Source organism: Candidatus Margulisiibacteriota bacterium (assembly GCA_041661965.1).
GTDB lineage: Bacteria > Margulisbacteria > WOR-1 > O2-12-FULL-45-9 > XYB2-FULL-48-7 > XYB2-FULL-45-9.
In genome coordinates this window covers 327,799-350,645 of sequence record JBAZTH010000001.1, presented here as the reverse complement: position 1 = coordinate 350,645, position 22,847 = coordinate 327,799, and the positions used below count along the sequence as shown (strand labels likewise).

22 protein-coding genes and 1 tRNA gene are annotated in these 22,847 nt (G+C 53.3%); all 23 read right to left on the bottom strand.

The genetic code is table 11. The features are described from left to right. Entirely contained in the window at window positions 1-282 is a 282-nt protein-coding gene (gene rplW / locus WC772_01535) for a 50S ribosomal protein L23 (protein ID MFA6169438.1), read from the bottom strand. A gap of 1 nt (window position 283) precedes the next feature. Beyond that, a complete protein-coding gene (gene rplD / locus WC772_01530) occupies window positions 284-853 on the bottom strand; it encodes a 50S ribosomal protein L4 (protein MFA6169437.1) in 570 nt (189 codons plus the stop codon). A 1-nt stretch (window position 854) separates the two neighbouring features. Further along, window positions 855-1,394 (bottom strand): 50S ribosomal protein L3, encoded by a 540-nt coding sequence (gene rplC / locus WC772_01525; GenBank protein MFA6169436.1) that lies wholly within the window; start codon window positions 1,392-1,394, stop codon window positions 855-857. 12 nt (window positions 1,395-1,406) lie between these two features. Further along, window positions 1,407-1,727, bottom strand: a complete 321-nt coding sequence (rpsJ, locus tag WC772_01520; protein ID MFA6169435.1) for a 30S ribosomal protein S10 — start codon at window positions 1,725-1,727, stop codon at window positions 1,407-1,409. A gap of 2 nt (window positions 1,728-1,729) precedes the next feature. Continuing rightward, the gene (gene fusA, locus WC772_01515) at window positions 1,730-3,808 is read right to left on the bottom strand and encodes an elongation factor G (protein ID MFA6169434.1); all 2,079 of its coding nucleotides are present in this window, start codon (window positions 3,806-3,808) and stop codon (window positions 1,730-1,732) included. A 3-nt stretch (window positions 3,809-3,811) separates the two neighbouring features. Beyond that, window positions 3,812-4,282: a 30S ribosomal protein S7 gene (gene rpsG / locus WC772_01510; GenBank protein MFA6169433.1), complete on the bottom strand. Its 471-nt coding sequence runs from the start codon at window positions 4,280-4,282 to the stop codon at window positions 3,812-3,814. Then, a complete protein-coding gene (gene rpsL / locus WC772_01505) occupies window positions 4,275-4,667 on the bottom strand; it encodes a 30S ribosomal protein S12 (GenBank protein ID MFA6169432.1) in 393 nt (130 codons plus the stop codon). The genes rpsG and rpsL overlap by 8 nt, the downstream gene beginning before the upstream one ends. Further along, a complete protein-coding gene (rpoC, locus tag WC772_01500) occupies window positions 4,667-8,818 on the bottom strand; it encodes a DNA-directed RNA polymerase subunit beta' (GenBank protein MFA6169431.1) in 4,152 nt (1,383 codons plus the stop codon). The genes rpsL and rpoC overlap by 1 nt, the downstream gene beginning before the upstream one ends. Continuing rightward, window positions 8,808-12,080: a DNA-directed RNA polymerase subunit beta gene (rpoB, locus tag WC772_01495; protein ID MFA6169430.1), complete on the bottom strand. Its 3,273-nt coding sequence runs from the start codon at window positions 12,078-12,080 to the stop codon at window positions 8,808-8,810. Before rpoB ends, rpoC begins: the two co-directional genes overlap by 11 nt. Then, window positions 12,080-12,457 carry a 50S ribosomal protein L7/L12 gene (gene rplL / locus WC772_01490; GenBank protein ID MFA6169429.1) on the bottom strand — a complete coding sequence of 126 codons (378 nt, stop codon included), beginning with the start codon at window positions 12,455-12,457 and terminating at the stop codon, window positions 12,080-12,082. Before rplL ends, rpoB begins: the two co-directional genes overlap by 1 nt. A gap of 3 nt (window positions 12,458-12,460) precedes the next feature. Then, window positions 12,461-12,991 carry a 50S ribosomal protein L10 gene (gene rplJ, locus WC772_01485; GenBank protein MFA6169428.1) on the bottom strand — a complete coding sequence of 177 codons (531 nt, stop codon included), beginning with the start codon at window positions 12,989-12,991 and terminating at the stop codon, window positions 12,461-12,463. Further along, on the bottom strand, window positions 12,991-13,686 hold the full coding sequence (gene rplA / locus WC772_01480; protein ID MFA6169427.1) for a 50S ribosomal protein L1: 696 nt from the start codon (window positions 13,684-13,686) through the stop codon (window positions 12,991-12,993). Before rplA ends, rplJ begins: the two co-directional genes overlap by 1 nt. After that, window positions 13,683-14,111, bottom strand: coding sequence for a 50S ribosomal protein L11 (rplK, locus tag WC772_01475; protein ID MFA6169426.1), 429 nt, complete (start codon window positions 14,109-14,111; stop codon window positions 13,683-13,685). Before rplK ends, rplA begins: the two co-directional genes overlap by 4 nt. A gap of 10 nt (window positions 14,112-14,121) precedes the next feature. Further along, a complete protein-coding gene (gene nusG, locus WC772_01470) occupies window positions 14,122-14,781 on the bottom strand; it encodes a transcription termination/antitermination protein NusG (GenBank protein ID MFA6169425.1) in 660 nt (219 codons plus the stop codon). A gap of 7 nt (window positions 14,782-14,788) precedes the next feature. Then, complete coding sequence (gene secE / locus WC772_01465; protein ID MFA6169424.1) at window positions 14,789-14,974, bottom strand: preprotein translocase subunit SecE; 186 nt, start codon at window positions 14,972-14,974, stop codon at window positions 14,789-14,791. Between the two features lie 19 nt (window positions 14,975-14,993). Beyond that, window positions 14,994-15,064: transfer RNA gene (locus tag WC772_01460), tRNA-Trp, on the bottom strand. 25 nt (window positions 15,065-15,089) lie between these two features. Beyond that, window positions 15,090-15,239, bottom strand: a complete 150-nt coding sequence (gene rpmG / locus WC772_01455) for a 50S ribosomal protein L33 (GenBank protein ID MFA6169423.1) — start codon at window positions 15,237-15,239, stop codon at window positions 15,090-15,092. Between the two features lie 314 nt (window positions 15,240-15,553). Then, a complete protein-coding gene (locus tag WC772_01450; protein MFA6169422.1) occupies window positions 15,554-16,798 on the bottom strand; it encodes a homoserine dehydrogenase in 1,245 nt (414 codons plus the stop codon). Between the two features lie 3 nt (window positions 16,799-16,801). Then, window positions 16,802-17,743 carry a ribose-phosphate pyrophosphokinase gene (locus WC772_01445; GenBank protein ID MFA6169421.1) on the bottom strand — a complete coding sequence of 314 codons (942 nt, stop codon included), beginning with the start codon at window positions 17,741-17,743 and terminating at the stop codon, window positions 16,802-16,804. A gap of 110 nt (window positions 17,744-17,853) precedes the next feature. After that, window positions 17,854-19,374 carry an S-layer homology domain-containing protein gene (locus WC772_01440; protein ID MFA6169420.1) on the bottom strand — a complete coding sequence of 507 codons (1,521 nt, stop codon included), beginning with the start codon at window positions 19,372-19,374 and terminating at the stop codon, window positions 17,854-17,856. A gap of 66 nt (window positions 19,375-19,440) precedes the next feature. Further along, window positions 19,441-20,964, bottom strand: coding sequence for an Ig-like domain-containing protein (locus WC772_01435; GenBank protein MFA6169419.1), 1,524 nt, complete (start codon window positions 20,962-20,964; stop codon window positions 19,441-19,443). Between the two features lie 66 nt (window positions 20,965-21,030). Beyond that, on the bottom strand, window positions 21,031-21,186 hold the full coding sequence (locus tag WC772_01430) for a hypothetical protein (protein ID MFA6169418.1): 156 nt from the start codon (window positions 21,184-21,186) through the stop codon (window positions 21,031-21,033). Between the two features lie 7 nt (window positions 21,187-21,193). After that, complete coding sequence (locus WC772_01425) at window positions 21,194-22,285, bottom strand: MiaB/RimO family radical SAM methylthiotransferase (protein ID MFA6169417.1); 1,092 nt, start codon at window positions 22,283-22,285, stop codon at window positions 21,194-21,196. Window positions 22,286-22,847: the final 562 nt, after the last annotated feature.

Genomic DNA, 22,847 nt, shown 5'->3' with positions numbered 1-22,847 from the left:
TTACGCCTCTAGCTCCTTTATTGTTTGTCCGGCTCGCAAAGCGACGTAAGCCTTTTTCCAGCGGGAAGTTTCGCCGGCAGTTTTGCCAATGACCCGGCGTTTCCCCCGGACATTGAGCATGTTGACCGACTTGACCTTCACCTTGAACAGCTTTTCGACCGCCTGCTTGACCATGATTTTTGTCGCGTCCAGATGGACGCGGAACGAGTAACCGCCCTGCGGACGGTTGCCCAGCGATTTTTCGGTCACGACGACGCCTAAAATTACGTTTTCAACTTCCATTTTAACTTAATCTCTCCTCTAATACCTGCACGGATTTCTTATCGACAACCAGCCACTTGGATTTCAGCAAATCTATCACCGTGACTTCGATCGCTTTAGCCATCGTCACCCCGGCAATGTTGCGCAGGCCTTTTTCGAAATCGTCCTTTTCAGCGTAGATCAAAGTGACCTTGCCGCTGACGCCGAGTTCCTTGAGGAACTTCACCCCTTCTTTGGTCTTCGGCGCGGCCAACTTATACCCGTCGATAACTTTCAATTTATCGGCCCGGTTGAATTCGGAAAGCGCAACCCGAAGAGCCAGGCTACGGACTTTCTTCGGCAGAGGATATGAATAATCCCTCGGCTTCGGGGGGAAAATAACCCCACCATGGCGCCACAAAGGTGAACGGGTACTGCCGGCACGGGCCCGGCCGGTCCCTTTTTGCTTCCACGGCTTGATGCCGCCGCCGCGGACTTCACTGCGGGTTTTGGCCGAATGGGTCCCGCGGCGAGCCGAGGCTTGCAGCCAGCGCACAGTCTCGTGCACGACCGCCATATTTTTTTTCTCGTTGAATATCTTGCTCTTTTCCACGTTATGCCTTCCTTATAAAAACTGTATTTCCGCGTTTGCCCGGGACCGATCCTTTGAGCAGGATCAGGTTCTTTTCCGGGATGACTTGGATCACGGTCAAACCTTTGTTCGTCGCTTGGCAGTTACCCATCCGGCCGGGCATTTGCTTCCCCTTCCAGACGCGGCCCGGAGTGGTACCGGAACCGATGGAACCGGGGATGCGGTGAAACTTGGAACCGTGGGACATCGGCCCGCGGTGTTGATGCCAGCGCTTAATGCGTCCGGCAAAGCCCTTGCCGACGGTAGTGCCGGAAACTTCGATCATGTCGCCCGACTTGAAAGCGTCAGCCTTCATTTCCTGGCCAACTTTGAAATCAGCCGGATTGTCGACCCTGATCTCGCATTTTTTCTTGCCGAACGTGATCTGAATCGCGTCGTAACCTTCTTTGGCCACGGTCTTAACCTGGGAGACGACGCACGGACCGGCTTCGACGACGGTCACGCCGATCATGTTGCCGCTTTCATCATAAACCTGGGTCATGCCTATTTTTTTACCTAACATATCTATCTGTCCTTAATCCATTTTTATTTCGATATCGACGCCTGCCGGCAGGTCGAGTTGCATGAGCGCGTCGACCGTTTGCGGCGGCGGCTCAAGGATATCGATCAAACGTTTGTGGGTCCGCATTTCGAAATGTTCGCGCGACTTTTTATCGACGTGCGGCGAACGGAGCACGCACCACTTTTGAATATCGGTCGGCAGCGGGATCGGTCCGGAAACCAGCGCTCCGGCGCGTTTTGCCGTATCAACGATCTTCTCGGCCGACTTGTCCAAAACCCGATGATCGTAGGCTTTTAACTTGATTCGAATTTTTTGTCTCTTCTGTTTGTTCATCTTTACTTTCCTTGTGCCTTTTCAATTATTTGAGTCGCGATGTTGTTTGGAACTTCGCGGTATTCAGAGAATTCCATAGTGTAGTTGCCGCGTCCCTGGGTCAGCGATCGCAGATCGGTCGAATAACCGAACATCTGCGCCAGCGGCACTTTGGCCTTGATCGTCTGCATGCCGAGGGCCGGACTCATCTCTTCAACATGGCCGCGGCGGCTGCTCAAGTTGCCGATCACATCCCCCATGTACTGTTCGGGAACGACGACCTCAACTTTCATGAGCGGTTCAAGGAGGATCGGTTTGCTCTTCATAAACCCGCTCTTGAAGGCCATGGAACCGGCAATCTTAAAGGCGATTTCCGAAGAGTCGACGTCGTGATAAGAACCATCGAACAGGATCACTCGAACGTCGATCACCGGATAACCGGCCAAAACCCCCGTCACCATCGCTTCCTTAATACCGGCGTCGACCGCGGGAATGTACTCCTTAGGGATCGATCCGCCGACGATCTTATTGACGAACTCATAACCTTTGCCGGCCTCGAGCGGCTCGATCTTCAGCCAAACGTGGCCGTATTGACCGCGGCCGCCGGTCTGGCGGATGAACTTCCCTTCGACTTCGGTCGAACCGAGGATCGTTTCTTTATAGGCGACCTGCGGCTTACCGACGTTGGCTTCAACTTTGAATTCGCGCAGCAACCGGTCGACGATGATCTCCAAGTGGAGCTCGCCCATACCGGAAATAATGGTCTGGCCGGTCTCGGGATCGGTCTTGATCCTAAAGGTCGGATCTTCTTCCGCCAGCTTCGACAGTGACATCCCCAGCTTCTCCTGATCGGCCGAGGTCTTCGGTTCGATCGCCACGAAGATAACCGGTTCCGGGAATTGGATCGATTCCAGGATGATCTGTTTGTCGCCGTCGCAGAGCGTGTCGCCGGTCATCGTCTCTTTCAAACCAACGATCGCGCCGATGTCTCCGGCCCGGATCTCGCCGATCTCTTCCCGCTTGTTGGCGTGCATCTGCAGCAAGCGGCCGATCCGCTCTTTCCGGTCCTTCGACGAGTTAAACGTATAGGAGCCGGTGCTCAAGACCCCGGAATAAACCCGGAAGAAGGTCAGGCGCCCGACAAAAGGATCGGTCATGATCTTAAAAGCCAGCGCCGAGAACGGGGCTTCGTCTTTGGGGTCACGGGTGCTCTCTTCGCCATTCGCGGGATTTATTCCAACCACCGCCTTCTTATCGGCCGGAGATGGAAGATAATCGACGATACCGTCAAGGAGCGGCTGGACCCCTTTGTTCTTAAACGACGAACCGCAGAAAACCGGAACGATCTCGGCATCGACGGTCAGCTTGCGGATCCCCGCTTTGATCTCTTCTTTGGTCAGCGGGGTCCCGGAGAGATATCTTTCCAGGGTCGCGTCGTCGGCTTCCGCCGCCGCTTCGACCAACTGGTCGCGGTATTTTTTCGCTGTTTCCTGCAGGTCGGCCGGGATCGGCTCTTTGTGGAACTTCATCCCCTGCTCGTCGTCATAAATGACCGCTTCCATCTCAACCAGATCAACGATCCCTTTTAAGTTCTCTTCAGAACCGACCGGGAGCTGCATCACGACCGGTTTAACAAGCAAACGATCCTTGATCTGACCGACGACCCGGAAAAAGTCCGCGCCCAGGCGGTCCATTTTGTTGACGAAAGCCATCCGGGGAACTTTGTAGCGCATCGCCTGCCGCCAAACGGTTTCCGATTGGGGCTGGACGCCGCCGACCGCGCAGAAAATAACGACGACGCCGTCCAGAACGCGCATCGAGCGTTCGACTTCGACGGTAAAATCAACGTGTCCCGGCGTGTCAATGATATTGATCCGGTGATCGCGCCAAAAAGTCGTGGTCGCGGCCGAGGTAATGGTAATCCCGCGCTCTTTTTCCTGGACCATCCAGTCCATGGCGGTATTTCCCTCATCGACGTTGCCGATGCGGTGGAGCCGGCCGCTGTAGAACAGCACCCGTTCCGTGGTCGTGGTTTTGCCGGCGTCGATGTGCGCCGCAAAACCCATATTTCGATATTTATCGATCGGACATTCTCTTGCCATTTTTTACCACCTAAAGTGCGCGAAAGCCTTGTTGGCTTCGGCTGTTTTATGTAATGTCTCTTTGTTCTTCATCGCGTTGCCGCCGCCGTTGTAAGCATCGATCATTTCGCCGGCCAGATTTTCGGCCATCGAACGACCGCTCCGTTGCCGCGCCGATTCCCTAAGCCACTGCATCGCCAAGGCTTCGCCGCGCAGCTTGGAAACTTCAACCGGGACCTGATAGGTCGCGCCGCCGACGCGCCGGGGCTTGACTTCGACCAGCGGAATCAAGTGCTCGAGCGCTTTGGTGAAGACCTCCAGGGCCGGTTTCTTCAACTTACTCTCGACGATTTCCATGGTTTCGTAAAAGATCTTTTCAACTTTGCTCTTTTTTCCGTCCTGGATCATCTTGTTGATAAAGCGGGAGACCGTCACGCTATTGTAAACGGAGTCCGGCGATATTTTTCTTTTAGGGACCCTTCCGTATCTAGGCACTGGCGCCACCTCCAGACTTCGGTTTCTTCGCCCCATATTTGGAACGGCTTTGCATCCGTTTTTCGACTCCGGCCGTATCGTACGCGCCGCGCACAATGTGATAGCGAACCCCGGGGAGATCCTTAACGCGGCCGCCGCGAACGAGGACCACGGAGTGCTCCTGCAGGTTGTGCCCGACCCCCGGAATGTAAGCGCTGACCTCGATCCCGCCGGCCAGCTTAACGCGAGCGACTTTACGAAGAGCCGAGTTCGGTTTTTTAGGAGTGGTTGTATAGACCCTGGTACAGACCCCTCTCTTCAAAGGGCAAGACTTGAGCGCCGGAGCTTTGCTCCTTGTCTTCTTAAAGCCCCGCCCTTTTCTGATCAATTGATTGATTGTCGGCATTATTCTTCCTCCTGCTTAACTTCTTCCTCGAGTTCGGAAACGGTCCCGGCCGTCGGAACTAATTCAATATAGCGGTAATCTTCGAAGCCGGTCCCGGCAGGGATCAGCTTGCCGATAATGACGTTCTCTTTGAGCCCGTACATTTCGTCGATCTTCCCCTGAACGGCGGCTTCAGTCAGCACTCTGGCCGTCTCCTGGAAGGAAGCGGCGGAGAGAAAACTGTCGGTGCTAAGCGACGCCTTGGTAATACCGAGAAGCACTTCATTGGCTTCGGCCTTTTCACCCTTGGAAGCGTCGTTGATCCGAGCCATCGCATTGGCATCGATCAATTCGCCCGGGAGCAAGGTCGTGTCGCCCGATTGAACGACGCGGACCTTCTTGGTCATCTGGCGCACGATCACTTCAATGTGCTTGTCGGCGATCGTTACCCCTTGCGAGCGATAGATCTTCTGGATCTCGGCGACCATGAAACTTTGGGCCGCCCGGGAACCGAGAATGCTCAAAACGTCGTGCGGATTGACGGTCCCTTCGGTCAGCTGCATGCCGACATGGACCTTGTCGCCGGTGGCGACGCGCAGGCGGGTTTCGTAAGGCACGAAATATTCCCTGGAATCTTCTTTGCCGCGGACCCGAACGGAGCGCTCCCCTTCCTTTTCGGAGATCTCAACAACCCCTTCGATCTCGGAGAGAATAGCCGGGTCTTTCGGGCGGCGTCCTTCAAACAATTCTTCGACGCGCGGCAGACCCTGAATGATGTCGCGGGTCTTGCTCGGATCGCGGCGGATCGCCTCAACTTTAGCGATCACGTCATGACTTTCAACGTTGTCGCCGTCTTCCACGTAAACATTGGAACCGGCGATGATCAGATAAAGTTCGCCGGGGGCGACGATCAGATATTCTTTCTTCGCTTCGAGGACAACGCCGTTGGTCTTACAGATCACGCCGGTCGCGATCTCATCGCCGATTTTGACCTTGTCCCCGACATTAACAAAAGACTGGGCGTCTTTCGGGATGGAATATTCTTTGCTCCCCTTCGGATTATAGGTGAAGATCTCGCCGTCACGCTTGGTCGTCTTTTCGCCGCGCTTGCTGCTGACTTCCAGCTTAATAAACTTGACCTTGCCTTGGGTACTGGCGATCACGTACTCGAAAGAGGGATCGAATTCGGCGATCGTCTGGTTGGCATCAACCTTGTCGCCGTCGCCAACCATCAGGAGGGAACCAACCGGCAGTAAGTACTCTTCCTTTTTGTCTTTGACCTTAACGAAGGCCGAAGCGCTGCGGGTGACCATTTTCCGTTTGGCGCCGAATTCATCGACGATGGCCCGGAGTTCGAACCCTTCGCCGAAATGGATGGTCCCGGTGTGCTTGACCTTGATCGCGGTCTTGGTCGTTTTATGGAGCGCGACGCCGCCGATATGGAAGGTTCTCATAGTCAGCTGGGTGCCGGGCTCACCGATCGACTGGGCGGCAATGATCCCGACCGCTTCGCCGACATTGATCACGTTCATGGTCGAGAGATCAAGCCCGTAACATTTCTGGCAGAGACCTTTCTTCGTGTGGCAGGTCAAGGCCGAGCGAACCTCGGCTTTTTCCACGCCGGCCGCTTCGATCTTTTCAGCGGTTTCTTTATCGATCATTTCATCCGCTTTGGCCAGCGCCTTGCCGGTCAGCGGGTCATTGATATTCTTGGTCGGAGTGCGATGGATCAACCGCTGCGAGATCGGCACAACGATGTCGTAGCCTTCGCGGATCGCGACCAGTTCAACGCCTTCCTTGGTCCCGCAATCAACTTCGGTGACGATAACGTCTTGGGCCACGTCGACCAAACGACGGGTCAGGTAACCGGAATCGGCGGTGCGGAGCGCGGTATCAACGAGGCCTTTACGCGCGCCGTAAGAAGAGATGAAATATTCGGTAATGCTCAAACCTTCTTTAAAGTTCGATTTGATCGGGATGTTAATGATGTTCCCGAACGGATCGGCCATCAAACCGCGGATACCGGAGAGCTGACGAACCTGTTGGACGTTACCGCGGGCGCCGGAGAAGGCCATCATGTAAACTGAATTCAGCTTATCGAGATTGGCCAGCATCAATTCGGTCACTTCTTCGGTCACGGTGCTCCAGATATCGAGCGAGCGGATGAATTTTTCTTTGTCGGTCAGCTGGCCGTTGCGGAACATGTTTTCCAGGCTTTCGACCTGGGAGTTGGCTTTTTCCACGATCTCTTTTTTGCGCTTCGGCACGTTCAGATCTTCAATGGAGATGGAAACGCCGGCCAGGGTCGCGTACTTGAAACCAAGCCGTTTGATCTCGTCGGCGATCTCCGCGGTGACCGCGGCGCCGTAGCGGGCATAACAATCGGTAATCAGCTTCTCCAGTTCTTTCTTGGTCAGAACATTATTAAGATACGGATAAGCTTCCTTTATTCCCCGGTTCCGAAGAACCCGGTTCAGGGTGTAATTGAATTTGACCCGGCCAACGGTCGTTTCAACCAGCTGACCGCCGCGGCGGACCTTGATCTTGGCGTGCAGGTGAAGTTCGTCGAGATCGTTGGCGACCATCGCTTCTTGATCGTTGGCAAAAATGATGTCTTTGCCAAGCAGTTCTTTTTCGTTGTCGACCGTCAGGTAATAGGTGCCGAGGACCATGTCCTGGGTCGGGGTAATGACCGGCCGGCCGGAAGCGGCCGACATGACGTTGTTGGAAGAAAGCATCAGAATGCGGCATTCCACCTGGGCTTCGGGCGTCAGCGGCACGTGGACCGCCATTTGGTCGCCGTCGAAGTCGGCGTTGAACGCCGGACAAACGAGCGGATGAAGCTGGATCGCTTTTCCTTCGACCAGGATCGGTTCGAAGGCCTGAACGCTTAAGCGATGGAGCGTTGGGGCGCGGTTCAGCATGACCGGGTGCCCCTTGATGATCTCTTCGAGAATATCCCAAACAATGACTTCCTGCCGTTCGATCATCCGCTTGGCCGATTTAACGTTCTGGGAAATCCCCCGCTCAACCAGCTTACGGATCACGAAAGGCTTGAAGAGCTCCAGCGCCATTTCTTTCGGCAGACCGCACTGGTGAAGTTTCAAACTCGGGCCGACGACGATAACTGAACGGCCGGAATAATCGGTCCGCTTACCGAGCAGGTTCTGCCGGAAACGACCCTGTTTTCCTTCGATCCCGTCAGTCAGCGATTTGAGCGGGCGGCCGGTGGAACCGGTCACGGCCCGTTTGCGGCGGCCATTGTCGATGAGAACATCAACCGCTTCCTGGAGCATCCGCTTTTCGTTCCGGATGATCATTTCGGGCGCGCCCATGTTGATCATCTTCTTCAAGCGGTTGTTCCGGTTAAGAACGCGGCGATAAAGATCGTTCAGATCGGAAGTGGCAAAACGTCCCCCTTCAAGCTGGACCATCGGACGCAAATCCGGCGGAATGACCGGGACATTGGTCAGGATCATCCATTCCGGGCGATTGTTTGATTTGAGGAAAGCTTCGGCGATCCGGAGCCGTTTGATGATCTTCATCCGCTTCTGGCCGACGGAACCTTTCAGTTCGCGGCGCAGCTTGGCAACCAGGGCGCTCATGTCGATCCGGCCTAAAAGCTCCTTGATGGCGCGGGCGCCGGTCTCGGCCTTGAGGCTGTCGCCGTATTTCTCCACCGCTTCCTGATAATCGGCTTCGCGGAGGACGGTCCCAACCCGCAAGCCTTTAACGTCTTCGTCAACTTCAGTAATGATAAAGGCATCGTAATAAATGACCTCTTCCAGCGCGCGGGTCGAAATGTCGAGCAGGAGACTGATATAGCTCGGGATGCCGCGCAGGAACCAGATGTGAGCGACCGGCTCAACCAGCTTGATATGCCCCATCCGCTCGCGGCGGACACGGGAAGTTGTAACTTCGACGCCGCAGCGTTCGCAGACGATCCCGCGATAGCGGACCCGGCGGTATTTGCCGCAATGGCATTCCCAGTCTTTGGCCGGCCCGAAGATCTTTTCACAAAACAGACCGCGGCGCTCCGGCTTAAAAGTCCGGTAGTTAATCGTTTCCGGTTTTTCGACTTCACCGTGCGACCAGGAAAGGATCTGCTCCGGGGAAGCCAACCCGATCTTAATAAAATCGAATTCTTTATCTTCTGGTTTTCTAATCGGCAAGTTTTTCCCCTCCTCGGGATTTACCAAAGATCTGCGGCGATCTTTCTCTGGCAGACCTAGTGTCCTCGTCAATGTTTATTTCTTTGCCTTCGCGGGTAATGGTCTTCATGTCGAGGGCCAGACCGCGCAATTCTTTCAGCAGAACCTTGAACGATTCCGGCATCCCCGGCTTGCCCATCGATTTACCTTTCAGGATCGCTTCGTAGGCGCGGGAGCGGCCGACCACATCGTCGGATTTAATGGTCAGGATCTCCTGGAGAGTGTGGGCGGCGCCGTAAGCGAACAAGGCCCAGACTTCCATTTCACCGAACCGCTGGCCGCCGAACTGCGCCTTACCGCCCAGCGGCTGCTGGGTGATCAGGGAGTACGGGCCGGTGGAACGGGCGTGCATCTTATCGTCGACCAAGTGGATCAGTTTCATCAGGTACATCTTACCGACCGCGACCTTGCGGCCGAACGGCCGACCGGTGCGGGCGTCGATCAGATCGACTTTGCCGCTCTTGTTGACCCACGGAAAATCTTTATGGGTCGAGGCTTCCTGCAATTCGTTCTCGATCGTGTTGATCGAAGCATACTCTTCAAAGGCCTCGTCAAACGGCGGCATTTCATATTTGCGGCCGAGCGACCACCCGGCCTGGCCGAGCATCAATTCAAAGATCTGCCCGATGTTCATACGGGAAGGAACACCGAGCGGGTTCAGGATCACGTCAACCGGAGTCCCGTCCGGGAGATACGGCATATCTTCTTCCGGCATGATCTTGGCGACTACCCCTTTATTCCCGTGGCGGCCGGCGATCTTATCGCCGACGCTGATCTTGCGGAGCTGGGCAATGTAAACTCTGACTAATTCATGAACGCCCGGCGGGAGTTCGTCGCCGTTCTCGCGGGAGAACGAGCGGACCGCGATGACTTTGCCGACTTCGCCAGGCGGAACGCGGAGCGAAGTATCGCGCATGTCTCTGGCTTTATCGCCGAAAATGGCGCGCAGGAGCTTTTCTTCGGCTGGCAGCTCGGTTTCGCCCTTCGGCGTCACTTTACCGACCAAAACGTCACCCGGCTCGACTTCGGAACCGGCAACAATTACTCCCCGATCATCGAGGTTGGCGATCGCTTCTTCCCCGACGTTCGGGATCTCTCTGGTGATCTCTTCCATACCCAGCTTGGTCGCCCGAACTTCGACCTCCAAACGCTGGATATGGACAGAGGTGAAAACATCTTTCTTAACTAATTTTTCCGACAGGATGATCGCGTCTTCGTAGTTGTAGCCTTCAAACGGCATCAGCGCGACGAGGACGTTTTTCCCGAGGGCCAGTTCACCATCCTTGGTCGCGGAGCTGTCGGCGATCGGTTCGCCGACTTTGACGCTCTGCCCCAGTTTAACGCGCGGCCGCTGGTGGACCAGGGTGTCCTGGTTGCTGCGGCCGAAACTGGTCAAATTGTAAACATCTTTGGTCTTGTTATCGCGCTGGATCACGACTTCGGTCGCGTCGACCCGGATAACTTTGCCGGGATTCTTGGCGGTAACCAGCGAGCGGGAATCTTTGGCCACCCTGGCTTCCCAGCCGGTGCCGACGATCGGCGATTCCGGGGAAAGGAGCGGCACCGATTGGCGCTGCATGTTGGCGCCCATGAGAGCGCGGTTGGCGTCATCGTGTTCGACAAAAGGGATCATCGCGGTCGTTACGCCGATGACCTGTTCCGGAGCAACCGCCATATAGTCGATCTCGTCCGGGGTCGCCAAAATAAATTTCCGCTTGTAACTGACAGTGCAGTTCTTGTCGATGATCTTCCCGTCATCATCGAGCTTGACGTCGAACGAAGCGATCCGGAAAAAGTCGCTGACGTCGGCGGTTTGGTATTCAACTTTATTGGTGATCCGTCCCTTTTCCACTTTCCGGTAAGGGGACTCGATGAACCCGTATTTGTTGACCCGGGCGTAGGTCGCCAGGGACCCGATCAAACCGGCATTCGGACCTTCCGGGGTTTCGATCGGACAAATACGGCCGTAGTGGGAAGGATGGATGTCACGGACCTCGAAGCCGGCCCGCTCGCGGCTCAACCCACCCGGTCCGAGCGCGGAGAGACGGCGTTTGTGGGTCAATTCGGCCAGCGGATTGGTCTGGTCCATGAACTGCGACAGCTGGCTGGAACCAAAGAATTCTTTGATCACCGCTTGCAGCGGCCGGACGTTGACCAATTGGCCCGGGGTCAAAGGTTCAGCCCCTTTGACCATCATTTGTTCCTTGACCAATTTCTCGACCCGGGCAAAACCGACCCGGATCTGGCGCTGCAAGAGCTCGCCGACAGCGCGGATGCGGCGGTTGCCGAGATGATCGATGTCATCCGGCATCCCTTCGCCATTATTGATCATGACCAGATTCTCGACCATCGCCAGAATATCCGGCTTGGTCAGCATCGTTTTCTCTTCTTCGACCTTGACCCCGAGCCGGCGGTTCAGCTTATAGCGGCCGACCTTGCCGAGATCATAGCGCCGAGCGTTAAAGAAAAGATTGTTCAAATAAACCTGGGCCCCTTCCTGGGTTACCGGATCTCCCGGTCGGAGCCGCTTATAGATCTCGATCAGCGCTTCATCGCGCGGCAGGATGACGCAATCCTTAAGGGATTTGCGCCGGTATTCCCCTTCCGGCAAGGCTTTCAGAATTTCAGCTTCAGTCGCGCCGATCGCGGACAGGAACATCGTCACCGGGATCTTACGGGCACGGTTGATCCTAACCGAGAGCGAATTGGAAGCATCGGTCTCGATCTCGAGCCAGGCACCGCGGTCGGGAACGACCATCGCGTAGTAAATTATCTTCCCGGTCCGTTCATTCCGTTTTGATTCGCGGAAATAAACGCCCGGCGAACGAACCAGCTGGGAAACGATAACCCGTTCCGCTCCGTTAATGATAAAGGTGCCGCGCTCGGTCATCATCGGCAGATCGCCGATAAAGACCTCTTGAGACTTGATCTCTTTCGTCTCTTTGTTGAGCAGGCGGGCCTCGACCTTAATCGGCACGGAATAAGTCGTCTCTCTGATCAAACAATCTTCGGTCGGATATTTCGGTTTGCCGTAAGTGCACTTACCGGTGAACGAAAGCTCCAAGCCCCCCTGATAGCCTTTGATCGGGGAGACCAGTCGCAGTTCTTCCGGCAGGCCCTCCTCTAAGAACCACTTGAAAGAATCTTTCTGCAGTTCCAGAAGATCCGGCGGATCGATTACCTTTCGGCTTCTTGTTTGAAAAAATTTCCTTCTGCCAGTCATTACTTAATTTCTACCTTTGCCCCTTCAGCTTCGAGTTTCTTTTTCATCTCTTCAGCTTCTGCTTTCTTCAGCTTCTCTTTAACGGTTTTGGGCGCTCCGTCAACGAGATCTTTCGCTTCCTTCAGACCAAGACCAGTCAGCTCGCGGAGAACCTTGAGCACCTGGATCTTCTTGTCACCGGCAGCGGTGAGCACGACGTCGAATTCATCCTTAGGCGCTTCCGCGGCGGCGGCGCCGGCGCCAGGCATCATTCCACCCATCATGACCGGAGCGGCGGCGGTAACCCCGAACTTTTCCTCCAGGGCCTTCACCAATTCAGACAACTCCAGAACGGTCATCGACTCAACGGACGTAATCAATTCCTGTACTTTAGACATAACTTATTCCCCCCCTTTCTTGTCCTTGATCGCCTGCAGCGCGTAGACCAGTTTCCTGATCGGACCCTGCAAGACGTTAACCAAGCCACTTATCGGCGACTGCAATCCGCCAACCACCTTAGCCAGTAAGACTTCGCGCGGCGGCAGTTTCGCAATTTCTTTAAGCTGTTTTTCGTCGAATACGGTTTTGCTGACGATCCCGGCCCGCATCGAACCCTTTTCGATCTCCTTGAAATAATCAACCATGACCTTGAGCGGAATGATTGGATCGTCATAGCCCAAGAGCAGCGCGGTTGAACCCTTAAGATTGCCCTCAAGCCCATCATAGCCGCATTCACTGGCGGCCCGGTGGATCAGGGTATTTTTTAGAACCTTAAGCTCGCCGCCGGACGGCCGCAGTTTCTTGCGCAGACCGGTCAGATCTTTCACGGTAAAACCAACGTAATCGGTAATAACCACGAGCGAGGCCCGCGTTATCCGATCCTTCAGGTCATCAACAACTATTTTCTTTTGCGCGATCGCTTTTTCGCTCATTATTCAACCTCTTCCAAAGTCTTGCGTAAATCAAGCTTTACTCCCGGCCCCATGGTCGAAGAGAGCGTGATCGACTTAATGTAAATTCCCTTGAGACCGGACGGCTTTTGGCGGTTGATCGCTTCAAGCGCGGTCCGGAAATTCTTGGCCAAAGCTTCGGGAGCGAAAGAAACTTTACCGATCACCATGTGGACCGCTCCACCCTTGTCCATCTTGAACTCAACCTTGCCGCCTTTGAACTCGGCGACCGCTTTGGCGACATCTTCGGTCACGGTCCCGGTCTTCGGATTAGGCATCAAACCCTTCGGCCCGAGTACCCGACCAAGCTTACCGACCGAACCCATCATATCGGGGGAAGCAATCAAGACATCAAAATCGAGGAACCCGCCTTTAATTTTTTCCACCAGGTCTTCGGACCCGACCACGGCGGCGCCGGCCTTTTCGGCCTCGTTAACTCCGCCAGGACTGGTAATAACCGCGATCTTCTTGCTCTTGCCGCTCCCGGAAGGGAGAGAAACCGCGCCGCGGATCGACGGGTTCTTGGTCGTGTTGACCCCGAGCTTGATCGCCAGGTCGACGGTCTCGTCAAACTTGGCCCAAGCCGCCTGCTTGACCAAACCGACCGCTTCCTGCAAAGTATACTTTTTGTTGCTGTCAACTATTTTTTTCTTTTCAGTGAATTTTTTTCCGCTCATTGTACGTTTATCCCCATGCTTCGCGCGGTCCCTTCAACGATTTTCATTCCGGCATTAACATCATTGGCGTTGAGGTCCGGCAGTTTAAGTTCGGCGATCTCTTTGACCTTGGCCTTGGTCACGGTCCCAACCTTGTTCTTGTTGGGGACACCGGAACCTTTTTCCACTCCGGCCGCTTTGCGGAGCAGGTCGGCAACCGGGGGAGTTTTCAGAATAAAGGTGAAGGAACGGTCTTTGTAGATCGAGATCTCGACCGGAATGACCATATCCCCTTTGTCCTTGGTCGCGGCATTGTACTGTTTGCAAAACTCCATGATATTCAAGCCGTGCTGACCGAGGGCCGGACCGATCGGCGGGGCCGGGTTGGCCGCCCCGGCTTTGATCTGCAATTTGACTTTGGTTAAAATTTCTTTTTTCGCTGCCATTGTTTTTCCTTTACACTAATTTCTGGGCGTGCTCAAAATTAACTTCGACCGGCGTATCCCGACCAAAAATGTTGATCAAGACCTTGAGCTTCCCTTTTTCCGCGTTAAGTTCGTCGACGTTGCCGGTGTAACCGCGGAACGGACCGGAAATGATCCTGACCGCTTCGCCTTTTTCGAAAGAGACCTCGAACTTCTCTTCTTTACCCAACTGTTTCAAGACCCGGGCCATCTCCCGATCGGAAACCGGGGTCGGTTGAATTTTGGTCCCGATGAATCTGGCGACCCCGGTGGTCTGCCGGATCACATACCAGGTCTTTTCGTCCAGGATCATCTCGAGGAAAACATAACCGGGGAACATTTTGCGGATCCGCTCGAATCGCTTGCCGCCTTTAATTTCTATCGTTTCCTCAATCGGGACCAAAACCTGAAAAATCCGCTCTTTTAACCCTTCCGATTCGATTGCCTGCTCAATGGCCAGCTTGGCCCGATCTTCCTGGCCGGTCAGGGTTTGGATAACGTACCAGCGCTTCTCGCCGACCGGCTGGACATTGACCTCGACCGGCGCCGCTTCCGCTGGAACAGGTTGAGCCGCTTCGTTTGTCGCTACGGAGGGTTCCGGAGCGGCAACTTCTGGAGACTCGTTTTTCAAATGTTCTTGGTTATCGTTCATTAAATAATCAACCTAACAGCATTTTAAATATCGCGCCGAGCACGTAATCGACGAACAAAACAAAGAAACCGGTCATGAGCACGATCACTAAAATTATCCCGGTCGCCGCAACCACATACTGTCTGTCCGGCCAGGCAACCTTTTTCATCTCGGCCAGAGTCTCATTAAAGTATGTAACGATCTTATTTTTCATAACTTGCCAAATTTAAAACCGGGAGTGGAGGGACTTGAACCCCCAGTCCTGGTTTTGGAGACCAGTGGTTTGCCATTAACCGACACTCCCAGAAGAACCCGCGAGCTTTAGCCCTTTACTTTTCCTCTTTATGCGCCGTATGTTTCCGGTCCCACTTGCAAAACTTCGTCAGTTCAATTCTTTCTTTGGTCGTTTTTCTGTTCTTGGTGGTTGTGTAATTCTTCCGTTTACATTCACCGCAAACCATGGTAATTATTTCTCTCATTTTATTTCTCCCAATAAAAAAACACAAACTCCCCCGCTCCCCGATTTCATCGGGAAAAAATAGGGAGATTTGTGACCCTTCCAGCATCTTTGGAAGGTTTGGCTCGCTATCCCAAACGGCACAACAACCTTATTATTCTACTGCAAACGGGAAAACTTGTCAATACGGAATTTGCCACCTCATCCACCATCGCCTTCGGCGACGGTCCCCCTTCTCCACTTCGTGGAGAAGGCCAAATTAAAAGCCTTTTCCGCCCCTCTCCATCTTCGATGGAGAGGGGGGACCGTTCCGATTCTCGGAACGGTGGGAGAGGGTTACAAAATCCGAATCAGATTGCCGAGGCGGTGGACCACTGACAGTTTTTTGATCGAATTTAAGGCCGATTGGATGTTCTTTTCGCTCGATTCATCAAGCATAATGACGAGCGTGGTGGTATTCTGGGCGGTCTCCTTTTGGATAACCGCGGCAATACTGACGCTTTTCTCCGCGAAAACCTTGGCAATAGAGGCCAGAACCCCGACCTTATCGGAGACCTGGAGCCGCAGGTAATATCGGGCCTTAATGTCGTCGATCTTTTTGACCGTCGCCGCCTTGATCTCACGGCGAAAAACCCGTCCGGTCTGCCCTAATTCTATGATATCGGCAATGACCGCCGAGGCGGTCGGATTCCCCCCCGCCCCCGGCCCATAAAACATCAGCTCGCCGATCGGGAAACCCTTCACGTAGATCGCGTTGAAATTCTGCCTGATCCCGGCCAGCGGATGAGCCAAAGGAACCAGCGCCGGATGGACCCGGACATCGACTGAACCGGCGCTCTCTTTAGCGATCGCCAGGAGCTTGATCGCGTAGCCGATCTCCCTGGCATAGCAAATATCTTCGATCGTGATCTTTTCGATCCCTTCACGGAAAACGGCATCCATTTTCACCCGGGCGCCAAAAGCCTCGGCCGCCAAAATGACCGTTTTATAAGCGGCATCGTAGCCCTCGATATCTTTTTTCGGATTGGCTTCGGCAAAGCCTTTGGCCTGCGCCTCTTTTAAGGCATCGGAAAATTCTTTCCCTTCTTCCGACATAGTTGAGAGAATATAATTGGTCGTTCCGTTAACGATACCGTAGACTTCCGACAGGACGTTGCCGGCCAGATTACGGCGTAAAGCGGCTAGGATTGGCACGCCTCCGCCAACCGACGCTTCATATAGCACGGAAACGTTACGCTCTCGGGCAGCGGCAATGATTTCGTCTTGGTGGAGGGCGATCAATTCTTTATTGGAGGTAACAATATGTTTTCCGGCGGCAATCGCGTCAAGGATAAATTTCTTGGCCGGATTGACGCCCCCCATTGTCTCGACGATAATGGAGATCTCCGGGTCATTGATCAGAGCATAAGCGTCGGTCGTCACCGGGCAAGGAACTTTGACTTTACGGAGATCGCACCCCTTCTTAACTTTTAGTTGGAGGCCGGACTGCGCGGCAATAGCCGACGCGTTCTTATGAAGAACTTCCGCGACCGCCGCTCCAACGACCCCTAAACCAATTATCCCGATATTGATTTGCTTCATAATTTAATCAAAAAGCGAACTGATCGACTGATTGGCGTAATTACGCTTGATCGCTTCACCGAGCAAGCCCGCGGTCGAAAGGATCTTCAGGTTTTTGATCGGTTTATTGATCGGCAGGGAATCGCTGATGATCACCTCGGCAAAACCGGCTTTGTTCATCCGGTCAACCGCCGGCCCGGAAAAGATCCCGTGCGTGGCGGCAATGTAGATCTCATCGTTGCACCCTTCTTTGCGCAGAACGTCGACCCCGCTCGTCACCGTCCCGGCGGTATCGATCATGTCGTCGGTAATAATAACGGTCTTCCCTTTGACCTCACCGACAACGTGGGTGACTTCGGACTGGTGGTGGCCGGAACGGACCTTGTGCAGGATCGCCAAGCTGGCGCCGATCCGATCGGCCATTTTCTTGGCGACCTTGGCCCGGCCGGTGTCCGGCGCGACAACAACCGGGTCCTTGAGCTTCTTTTCCTTAATATATGTAGTAAAGAGCGGCAACGCGGTCAAGGTATCGACCGGGATGTTGAAAAAACCCTGGATTTGGTCGGAATGAAGGTCCATGGCAATGATCCGGTCGGCGCCGGCGGTCTCCAAAAGATTGGCGACCAGCCTGGCCGAGATCGGCTCACGGGAGGCGGCTTTGCGGTCCTGGCGGGCATAACCGAAATGCGGGATCACCGCGGTAATCGACTTGGCCGACGCTCTCTTCATCGCGTCTATTATAATGAATAGCTCCATCAGGTTCTCGTTTACCTCTTCCGTGCAGGTCTGGATGATAACCGCGGAATGGCCGCGGACGTTATCGAGCAGGCGGGCGTAGATCTCGCCGCCGGCAAAGCGGGAAATCTTAATCTCCCCCTTTTTAAGACCGAGATATTCAACAATCTTATCGCCGAGAACGGGATGGGAAGTACCGGAAAAAACACAAAGATTTGAGTTTTGTATCATTAATTTCCCTCCGATTTGATTATAGCAATAAAGAAGATACGGAGCAATATAATAAAAAAGCTTAAAGCTGTAAGCTTACAGCTTTAAGCAATAAATTATTCCTCTTAACCCTACAAGAAATATCTGGCAAAGAGCATATTATAGTAGCGATTATCGCCGCCGGAGAAGAGCATCGTCTCGCCGGTCAGGCCGACTAGCATCGGCAAGTCAAAGACCGTGGCGTTAACCGAAGCTTCGTAATCGAAAAGCTGGATCGGCTGGCCCTGAACTGACGGGGTCAGCTGGGTCCTGATCAGCGGCAACGAATAGAAAGCTTTGACCAGCAGATCGCGATCCCAAATCTTGGCGCTACTGACCACCCCGGCGTTAAAGCCGGTAAAACTGGACGGAGCCGATTCGTTCCGCAAGTAAAAATGCTTAGCTCCAAGCAGAACCTTCCCTTTAATTCCGTAGAAATCAAGCACTGGATAGGTGGTATTCGCTTCCAGCTCCAGGCGGTGTTCGTTATTGATCGAAGCGGATAGGCCGCCCCCCCCGTTGCTATTAGGCACGGTGTAAACAACCTGATTATAACCATATTTGCCGGTCATCTCGTAGTTACCGGAAAGCCCTAAAACTGAAAACTTGTCGGCGTAAGTTCCAGCCAGGCTTAAGCCGCGCCAATTATCGGTTGCCGAGCCCTTCTCGTATACCCCGCCGTAGCCGCCGGCCAGCGATGTTTGCGGTTTACTTGGAATAACAACCGATTTCGCGATCAAGTCCTTTTCGTCCGGGAGCGCGGCAGCCGCCGGACCGGCGCTCTTCTTGCGGAGGGCGGCCAGCTTTTCGGCCGAAAGAGAAGCGATTGCCGAGTCGGATAGCTTGATTAGTTTAACGCCGGCGATCGCCACATCATAGCGATTGACATTGGCGTTCCCCTTGAAATATTTCAGTTTGTTCGCGGAGGTCGCCGTCATGATCTTGGTATAAAGCATCAGCTGAATATCTTTCATCGCCCAGTGGTTCTTTTTTACGTCTTTGAGCGCGACCACCTCTTTGCTCGACGGCTGGGGCATGGTCACTTCGCAACGATCATAGATCAACCTCAAGGTTTTGGAGAGGACCGTCGCCATCTCAAAACGGTTGATCGTCTTGCCGGGCTTAAAAGTTCCATCCGGATAACCGGAGAAGAGCTTGTATTTGGCAATAAGTTTTGAAGCGAAAGGATAGGCCCAGTGTTTGGCCTTAAAATCCTTAAAAGTCACATTTGAATCGGCCGGCTCATCGGCTAAAGATATCTCATATTTCTTTTCCACATAATCGAGGGCGTTGGTCACGATCTTGGCAAACTCCGCCCGGTTGATCGTCTTGGTCCCTTTGAAGGTCCCGTCCGGATAACCGGAGATCACCTGATAATCATTGACCATTTTCATGACAAAGTCGTAAGCCGGGCCCTTCTTCAGGTCTTTGAAAGTAATTAGCTTTTTGACCGGCGCTTCCGAAGTTGAAACAACCGCAACTGGAGGCAAGGCCGCAGCTTTCTTTACAGTAGTTTTGACCGGGGCCTTTTTCACCGCCGTTTTTTCCGCTCCATAAGCCAAGGAAGCAGTCAGGAAAACAACTGAAAATATTACGGCAAGTTTTTTTATCATCGCATTTCCTTTTATTAATGAAACGCCCTCCCACCCTAAGCTGATTCAGGGTGGGAGGGTTTGAACTTAGTTTGTAACGATCGTCGAAGTTGATCCGGACCGAACGCTGTTCCCGGCTAAATCTTTAACCGCCGTCCCAGCTTCGATCGTGTTGCCGTAAACGGTCACGTCAGCCGTTATTTTAACGATCGAACGAAGATTCGCTCCTGTCCAATACGCAGCCGGATCAAGATCGGCCGTATGATTGGTAAGAAGCGTCGCCGCCGTTACCGAGCCGCCGGCGATCGTAAAGTTCGCGGCGGTCACGGTCGAAGAAACAAGCGGCGTATCAAAGCCTATATAGGCCTCGTTAGTTGAGGCCAGTCGATTGGTTGAGTCGCCCAGCACATAATTGTTGGCGTTAGCGTGGGCAGTGGTAAAATTGGCGTTGTTCCAGCCGTGTCCTTCGATAACCGCCGGGCCTTTCTTATACTGCAGAGCGCCGCTCGCGACCGCTCCCGATTCCCCGTCACCGTTGTAAGCAATGATCTTAAGATATAAAGGGGTATTGATCAGAGGATAATTAGCGCCGGTCGAGATTGGATCGATATTGGTAGTGCCATAAAGAGCGGTTAAGACGCTGTTCATTGAGGGGGTAGCATAGTTGACAGTCGAGGTCGTCAACAGAGTATAGTTGCCGGTCGCGCTGTTGGCCACGTAGATCCGATAACCGGTCACAACACCTGACGCCGGGTTCCAATATATGTTCAAAGCCCCGGCACCGAAAACATTAGCGAAAGTCGCCGCTTCAAGCGTCGTCCCGCCAATTGAAAAGCTGATATCCCCCGCTCCCGCCGGCACGCCGCCCGTTGAAACGCGGTAGAGCTGGCTCAAGGCCAGCGCCTGATCGGCCGAAGTGCCAATCGTAAACCCGGAGAGGTCCTTAGCGCTCGGAGAAGCGGTTAAAGTATACGTATTATTAACGATCAAATTGCTGACCGGAGTAATGGTCGCGATAGAATTGGTCGCGTTCCAGGCAACGTTGATCGGCACCGCGCCGCTGGTCGCGACAAAGGTCCTGACACCGGAAGGAGCAAGCGTAAAGGTCACGGTCGAGGTGTCCATCGGTTCGTTGAAGGTGACGGTAAAAGCCTGGTCACTGGCAATGATCGTGTTCGGCAGGGGCAAATAAGCGGTCACGATCGGATTCGAATTTAATAAAATGTCGGAGACGGTAATAGTATTATCGGCCGGAACCCCGCTGGTCGGTTTGATGGTGACGCCATTATTTCGATCTCGAGAATAGCCCTCCGCGGTAGTGATCAAATTGTAAACTCCGTCGGGGATCCCCTCAATTAAATATTCCCCAACCGCGTTGGTCACAACCGTTTTATTGACGCTGTCGCCGGAAAGGGCGACCACGGCGTTGGCCACCGGATCGCCAACCGACCCGGATATAGTGTAGCCCCGAACCACTCCTTTGATCTTCAAACCATTAGGCTGGGAATTAGAGGTATTAATGGTCGGGGTCGATTGCCCGCACCCCGTTATTAAAACCCCAAGCGACCCAATAAGACATAAACCAATTATCACCGCGATGACTTTTCTCATCTTCTTTTCCTCCTTAATCAACTTTTTTAATAGTACGCGATCTTTGATCCAACAGCTATCTTCTATTCACCCCCAATTTATTTTTTTATCATTATCAACGAGCCGGACGTATTCCCGGAAACCGAAGAATTTCGTTTCGATAACGTTCAAACCGCCGCTGACCGTGAAATTCTCTTTAACGATGGTAATTTTATCTGATTTCGACCGGCTGTCAATAGTCAATACCCCCTTAGTTGACAAGGGATTGCCGGGGTTTTACTGTGGAGCGGACCAGGGTTATCAGGCGCTTGAGCCGCTTCTGCCGAACTTCTTCCGACAACTGGCCGGGGAACTTGGCCGCGTCGGTCTCCGGTCGGGGAGAATAAGCAAACATATTGACCGCCGAGAACCGGAACTCTTCGACCGCCCGCAGGGTCGCTTCAAACTGGGCGTCAGTTTCACCGGGAAAACCGACAATCAGATCAGAGACCAGCCGCACGTCCGGCATCAATTCCCGGAGCTTATTAACCCGGCCCCGGAAATAATCGAGAGTATAACCGCGTCTCATCTTTTCCAAGATCGCGTCATCCCCGGATTGGAGCGGCATAATAAACTCCCGGGCAATAAAAGGGAAGCGAGCGGCAGACTCAATGATCTCATCGGACATATCTTTGGGATGGGAAGTTAAAAAGCCAACTCGTAAGGACTCGGAACCGCGACGTTTAGTCGCGAAAGCAATATTTTCTAATAGATTAGCTAATCCGTATTGATAAGCGTTGACGTTCTGGCCTAGAAGAATAATATTTTTTGCTCCCCCATTCATCACCTGTTCAATTTCGGCCAGGACCTCGGCCATCGGCCGGCTAACTTCCGGCCCCCGAACATAAGGAACGACACAATACGAACAGTAGTTGTTACAACCGGTCATTACAGTAATGTATGTAACGTCTTCATGGCGCCCCTCACCCACCACTCCACCCCTATCCCCTGTCCCCTTCCCCCTTATTAAGGGGGAAGGGGGAAAGTGGGATAAAGAGGATAAAAACTCTTTTAATTTATTAGGACTATGAGGTGGAATAAAAAAATCAATGTGAGGAAAGTCTTTTTTAATATCTCGCCCCGGTTCATTAACAATACAACCGCATAACCCAATCATCACCCCGGGATGTTTCTCCTTCAATCCCTTGCTAGACATCACATACCAGGCGGCCCGGTCTTCCGCCCCCTGGCGGACAACGCAGGTATTGATCAGAAGAATGTCGGCTGTCTCTTCGCTCTCTCCCCTCTGGTAGCCATATTCTTCGAGGACCTCCGCCAATTTTGAAGAGTCGGCGACGTTCATCTGGCATCCATAGGTCTTGATATAATATCGGCGCGAATTTTCCTTTTCTGTTGCCATTTATTGCACTTCCTTCTTCTAAATTCAGCTTGTTGAACGGGGAATAAAAAAAAGGGACAATTCGGGACGCGGCGGCGGCGCTTTTTGCGGCATTTTTAATAACAATCTTCTTCAAAAAGAGACCAAGAATTTGTTTTTTATCGGCGGCGCTCAATGCCTTTTTTTGAGGGTCGTAGGAAGCAAGATACGACTTGACCCTATCCAAATAGTCGGAGGAATTTTCCTTTTCCAGCAACAATATTTCGAGGCCGGCCAGTTTTGAGCGGAGCACCTCTTCCTCTTGTCGCAAAGCTTCATTTTTCAATTTAAAAGTATCTTCGGAAAGGTGCCGGCCGAGATAAAGATCGGTTAATTTTAACTGCTTTTCCCGGTTCTCTTTTAGGGCATTTCTAATGCTGGCAAGGTCAGCATTAGAAATGCTTGTTTCTGATTGGTTTTGGAGGTCGGTCATACTCGTCCATCGGCTCCCTTTTAACCTATCGGAATCAAGCATATTATTAATAGC

Bases quoted from the DNA above. Each gene is read 5' to 3' on its own strand.
- rplW (MFA6169438.1), bottom strand. From the start codon at position 282: ATGGAAGTTGAAAACGTAATTTTAGGCGTCGTCGTGACCGAAAAATCG.
- rplC (MFA6169436.1), bottom strand. From the start codon at position 1,394: ATGTTAGGTAAAAAAATAGGCATGACCCAGGTTTATGATGAAAGCGGC.
- rpsJ (MFA6169435.1), bottom strand. From the start codon at position 1,727: ATGAACAAACAGAAGAGACAAAAAATTCGAATCAAGTTAAAAGCCTAC.
- fusA (MFA6169434.1), bottom strand. From the start codon at position 3,808: ATGGCAAGAGAATGTCCGATCGATAAATATCGAAATATGGGTTTTGCG.
- rpsL (MFA6169432.1), bottom strand. From the start codon at position 4,667: ATGCCGACAATCAATCAATTGATCAGAAAAGGGCGGGGCTTTAAGAAG.
- rpoB (MFA6169430.1), bottom strand. From the start codon at position 12,080: ATGACTGGCAGAAGGAAATTTTTTCAAACAAGAAGCCGAAAGGTAATC.
- rplL (MFA6169429.1), bottom strand. From the start codon at position 12,457: ATGTCTAAAGTACAGGAATTGATTACGTCCGTTGAGTCGATGACCGTT.
- rplJ (MFA6169428.1), bottom strand. From the start codon at position 12,991: ATGAGCGAAAAAGCGATCGCGCAAAAGAAAATAGTTGTTGATGACCTG.
- rplA (MFA6169427.1), bottom strand. From the start codon at position 13,686: ATGAGCGGAAAAAAATTCACTGAAAAGAAAAAAATAGTTGACAGCAAC.
- rplK (MFA6169426.1), bottom strand. From the start codon at position 14,111: ATGGCAGCGAAAAAAGAAATTTTAACCAAAGTCAAATTGCAGATCAAA.
- nusG (MFA6169425.1), bottom strand. From the start codon at position 14,781: ATGAACGATAACCAAGAACATTTGAAAAACGAGTCTCCAGAAGTTGCC.
- secE (MFA6169424.1), bottom strand. From the start codon at position 14,974: ATGAAAAATAAGATCGTTACATACTTTAATGAGACTCTGGCCGAGATG.
- rpmG (MFA6169423.1), bottom strand. From the start codon at position 15,239: ATGAGAGAAATAATTACCATGGTTTGCGGTGAATGTAAACGGAAGAAT.
- WC772_01450 (MFA6169422.1), bottom strand. From the start codon at position 16,798: ATGAAGCAAATCAATATCGGGATAATTGGTTTAGGGGTCGTTGGAGCG.
- WC772_01445 (MFA6169421.1), bottom strand. From the start codon at position 17,743: ATGATACAAAACTCAAATCTTTGTGTTTTTTCCGGTACTTCCCATCCC.
- WC772_01440 (MFA6169420.1), bottom strand. From the start codon at position 19,374: ATGATAAAAAAACTTGCCGTAATATTTTCAGTTGTTTTCCTGACTGCT.
- WC772_01435 (MFA6169419.1), bottom strand. From the start codon at position 20,964: ATGAGAAAAGTCATCGCGGTGATAATTGGTTTATGTCTTATTGGGTCG.
- WC772_01425 (MFA6169417.1), bottom strand. From the start codon at position 22,285: ATGAACGTCGCCGACTCTTCAAAATTGGCGGAGGTCCTCGAAGAATAT.